The organism is uncultured Gimesia sp. (genome assembly GCF_937919775.1).
Taxonomy (GTDB): domain Bacteria; phylum Planctomycetota; class Planctomycetia; order Planctomycetales; family Planctomycetaceae; genus Gimesia.
In genome coordinates this window covers 1-4,767 of the sequence record NZ_CALFPF010000792.1, presented here as the reverse complement: position 1 = coordinate 4,767, position 4,767 = coordinate 1, and the positions used below count along the sequence as shown (strand labels likewise).

Genomic DNA, 4,767 nt, shown 5'->3' with positions numbered 1-4,767 from the left:
TGTAGAACAGTCTCTCAAAAATGATTTTCAAGTGATTTGATTGACCACTGCGTCATGATTCTGTTTTGCAGGTGAGGCATGGCGGCGAAATTACGCCAGAAATGGAGTCCGGTTAACACTCGTGGAAACCACAATACAGGTCGCTCTGCCAGACCAGAAACTCATTTGGTCTGCTCTTCTTTTTGCTTCTGGTACTCTTTGAGTTTCCGGTATAGCGTTCGCTCGCCAATGCCGAGCATTTTGGCTGCTTCCTCCCGTTTGCCGTCAGCCAGATCCAGGGCGCGTTCGATATAATACCGCTCCACCTCAGAAAACGGTCGCCCGATCAGGAAATCTGCACCGGAACGATCAGATGAATAACTGCCGTCGCCCTCTGGGCCTCCCACGGGCACGATTTCTTCGGGTAAATCATCCAGATCCAGAATACCATCGGTATCGAGAACGAGCATGCGTTCTGCCGCGTTCTTCAACTGTCGAATATTGCCGGGCCAATCATATGCCATCAATGCGCGACGGGCGGCACGGGAAATACCTTCGTACGGTTTCCCGTATTGGGAGGAAAGTTCTTTCAGGAAATGGTCCGTGAGTAACGGAATGTCTCCGCGACGTTCCCGCAGGGGGGGCAGTTCAACCTTGACGACGGATAAGCGGTAATACAAATCCTGTCGAAAACTTCCCTGCTTGACCATCTCCAGCAGGTCTGCATTCGTGGCAGCAACCAGACGCACATTCAAACTGATTTCTTCATTATTTCCGAGTCTGGCAATTTTACGATCTTCCAGGACGCGCAATAATTTGATCTGCGTCTGCATCGGCATCTCGCCGACTTCATCCAGAAACAGAGTCCCTCCATTCGCATGCTCAAACTTCCCAATTCGCTTGCCAATCGCACCGGTAAAGGCACCCTGCTCATGCCCGAAGAGTTCACTTTCCAATATACTGTCAGGTAAAGCGGAAATATTCAGCGGGACAAAAGGTTTGCTTTTCCGCTCGCTGTTCTGATGAATCGCCCGGGCCACCAGTTCTTTACCGGTACCACTTTCGCCTTCAATCAAAACGGTACTGTTCGTCGACGCCACATTTTTCAGCTTTTCAATAATATTATGCATCGACGGAGAATTGCCCACGACTCCTTCAAAGCCAAACTTTTCATCCAGTCGGCGATGGAGTTCGGCATTGCGGCGCATCAACCGTACCCGCGTCGAAGCTTTCTCGACGGCGTGGCGGAGTTCGCTGATATCCAGCGGTTTTGTCAGGTAGGTATACGCCCCCAACTGCATTGCGGTGACGGCGGAATTAATCGAACCGTGGCCGGTCAGCACGATCACTTCCGCATCGGGTAATTCATCTTTGGCGGTCCTGAGAATTGACAATCCATCAACCCCGTCCATCTTCAGATCGGTGATGACAATATCAGCTGTTTCACTTTCGATCAGCTTGGCACCCTGCTCACCTGAAGTGGCGATTTTACAATCGCAGCCCACCCGCTCCAGGCTTTCTGCGACAGCCTGTGCGTGTGCTTCGTCATCATCAATAATCAATACTCGAATGACTATCGATGCAAGATCTTTTTCAGTGGCATCTTTCGCGCTCATTGAGCAGACTCTCAGCCTTTCCTGGTTCTGAATGGACTTAACACGTTCACAGTGGAACGCCTGTTTTATATCGCCGATTCCTGTCTACCGGAATCAACGCTTCCCGAGGGATCTACATCATATTCAAGTATCAAAAACAAATACATTCTTTCGGGAATGATTCTTCATCAAACTGGAATTGAAATGGTAAAGCGGGTTCCTCTCCCGGGTTCACTTTCGCATTCAATCGTCCCGTGATGCGCATCAATAATTTTTTTCACCGTAGGCAAACCCAACCCGCTGCCTCCGGATTTTGTCGAAAAGAAAGCGTCAAACATACGCGACTTTACTTTCGCATCAATGCCTTTTCCATTATCAATGATGTCGAGATAGACCATGCCGTCTTTATAGTAGGTCTGCAGTTCGATCAGTCCTCCATCGGGCATTGCCTGAATCACATTCAATGCCAGATTCATCAGCACTTGTCTTAACAGTGCTTTATCGACCTGAATCGACGGTAAGTCGGCATCCAGATGCGGACTGATTTCAATATTGGCCTCGCGTGCCTGCGGTCGGAAAAAATCGATAAAATCGCTGACCTGATCGTTCAGATTTGCCTCGCTCAGTGATAATTTACCCACCCGCGCAAACTGCAGAAAGGCATCCAGAATGTCCTGCAGATGTTTGCATTCGCGCTGCACGCTTTCCACTTTTTTCAACATCCGATGCTTCGCAGGTACATCCAGCGAATCCAGATCTTCCGTGAGCAGTTCCAGATTCATGCTCATCGTCGACAGTGGATTTTTTATTTCGTGAGCCAGGCCCCCCGCAAGTGTTGCGATTTCCGAATACTGTGCCTGAAACTGTTCTCGTTCATCAATACTCAATGGGCTCTTGTTCATTTCAGATGATCCCGGCTTTGGCTTTCAATCTTCTAAACCGTTCGTACAAAACTGCGCAAAATCCACAGTATGTTGAAGTATGTATTGTCAGACTCGCATACATAAAAATAAAGCGATGAAGTCATCTCACATCGAGCTCCTTCATCGCTATTTTGGTTTTCTCAGATATCTAAGAGAATAATCTCTTACTCTTCTTCGGCATCCGTATCAAGATCTCCGTTGCTTTGTCCAGCCTGCTCAGCCAGTACGACTTTACGGGAAAGCTTGACGCGGTTTTGATCATCGACGGCAATCACCTTCACCTGTAAACGGTCACCCACTTTACAGATATCGTTAACCGACTTGACGAAACCGTCAGATAATTCACTGATGTGACAGAGACCATCTTTTCCGGGAGCAATTTCGATGAAGGCACCGAATTCTTTGATCGAGCTGACCACACCATCATAGATGCGACCAACACGAATTTCTTCGGTGAGTGCTTCGATGTGTGCCATCGCTTTTTCAACAACAGATACATTGCTTCCAGAGACAGTCACAGTACCATCGTCCTGAATATCAATTGAGGCACCGGTATCTTCCTGAATAGCGCGGATCGTTTTACCGCCGGGACCAATCAGCAGACCGATTTTTTCGGGATTGATCTTAGTCTGATGCAACCGAGGTGCATAAGCTGAGATCTCTGCACGAGGTCGGCGAATGGCGGTCAGCATCGTTCGCAGCAGTTCCAGACGGGCCACCTTGGCCTGCTCCAGCGTTTCGCGAATGATCTCTTCACTGATACCTTCATTTTTAAGATCCAGCTGAATACCGGTAATCCCTTTTTGCGTTCCGGCAACTTTGAAGTCCATATCACAGAAATGGTCTTCATCACCAATGATGTCAGTCAGAACTTTGAAGTCATCACCATCAGTTACCAGACCGATCGAGATACCAGCCACTGGCTGACGGAGAGGAACTCCGGCATCCATCAAGGCCAGAGTCGCCGAACAGACAGACGCCATGGAACTACTTCCGTTTGATTCCAGGATGTCTGAAATCACGCGGATCGTATAGGGAAAATCTTCTTCATTTGGCAAAACCGGAGCGACAGAACGTTCTGCCAGACAACCGTGGCCAATCTCGCGACGTCCCGGTCCTCTGATCGGACGGCATTCGCCCACAGAAAATGAGGGGAAGTAGTAGTGCAACATGAATCGCTGCAATTCTTCTTCAAACAGGCCATCAACCCGTTGCTTATCGCGGGAGGTTCCCAGCGTGACGGTTGCCAATGATTGAGTTTCACCACGAGTAAACAGGGCAGAACCATGCACACGAGGCAGATTTCCCGTTTCACAGGTAACATCACGCAGCACATTCACAGCGCGACCATCCAGACGTCGTCCCGCCATCGCCAGCTTACGAACAGCCTTTGCTTCGAGATCGTGAAACGCTTCTTCGAACTGACCACGGGTTGCGCCATCTTCTGTCGTGGTCGCATCTTCCGGGAAGAATTTTGCAATCAATTCGTCATGTACGGTTTTGGTACCTTCACGACGTTCTGCCTTGACGATGCTCTGCATGGCTGTGCTCAGCCGTTGGTAGATGGCATCATCCAGTTTGGAGACAAACGGATTTTCTGGAGGAGCGACATATTCGAATGGTTTAATGCCTGCTTTATCCCGCAGTTCCAACTGCAATTTACAGAGTTTGCCCAGTTCCTGATGTGCGAACATAATGGCGGCTGCCATTTCGTCTTCAGGAATCTGATCTCCGAACCCTTCAATCATCAACACGGACTCAACAGTTCCGGCGACAATCAGATCCAGATCACTTTCGGCAATTTGTTCCCGCGTCGGGAATGTGATCAGTTTACCATCAATCCGGCCTACTCGCACAGCTGCGATCGGTCCCTTAAAGGGAACGGGGGATAAACATAAAGCAGCACTGGCTGCGTTAATCGAAAGCACATCCGGATCATTCACGCCATCACAGGACATGACATTCGCCTGGATCTGCAATTCGTCATTGAACCCTTTAGGAAACAGAGGACGAATGGGACGGTCTGTTAAACGCGCCGTTAAAACTTCTTTGGTTGAAGGCCGCCCTTCGCGTTTTAAAAACCCTCCAGGAAACTTGCCTGCTGCTGCAGACCTTTCCCGATAATCAACTGTTAACGGGAAAAAATCAATTCCCGGTCTGCCTGGTCCTGTTGCAGCAGCAACAAATACGACAGTTTCACCATATTGAATCAGAACAGACCCTGCAGCCTGCTTCGCTAACTGACCAGTTGTAAGACTTAATTTCTGTCC

General features: G+C 49.1%; 3 protein-coding genes. All 3 read right to left on the bottom strand.

Going from position 1 to position 4,767, the window contains the following annotated elements; all coding sequences use genetic code 11:
• Positions 1-161 precede the first annotated feature (161 nt).
• Complete coding sequence (locus Q0294_RS22535; protein WP_299469950.1) at positions 162-1,595, bottom strand: sigma-54 dependent transcriptional regulator; 1,434 nt, start codon at positions 1,593-1,595, stop codon at positions 162-164.
• Between the two features lie 167 nt (positions 1,596-1,762).
• The gene (locus tag Q0294_RS22530) at positions 1,763-2,476 is read right to left on the bottom strand and encodes an ATP-binding protein (RefSeq protein ID WP_299469947.1); all 714 of its coding nucleotides are present in this window, start codon (positions 2,474-2,476) and stop codon (positions 1,763-1,765) included.
• Between the two features lie 185 nt (positions 2,477-2,661).
• A partial coding sequence (gene pnp / locus Q0294_RS22525; RefSeq protein ID WP_299469945.1) for a polyribonucleotide nucleotidyltransferase occupies positions 2,662-4,767 on the bottom strand: 2,106 nt, incomplete at its 5' end.

Bases quoted from the DNA above. Each gene is read 5' to 3' on its own strand.
- Q0294_RS22530 (WP_299469947.1), bottom strand. From the start codon at position 2,476: ATGAACAAGAGCCCATTGAGTATTGATGAACGAGAACAGTTTCAGGCA.
- Q0294_RS22535 (WP_299469950.1), bottom strand. From the start codon at position 1,595: ATGAGCGCGAAAGATGCCACTGAAAAAGATCTTGCATCGATAGTCATT.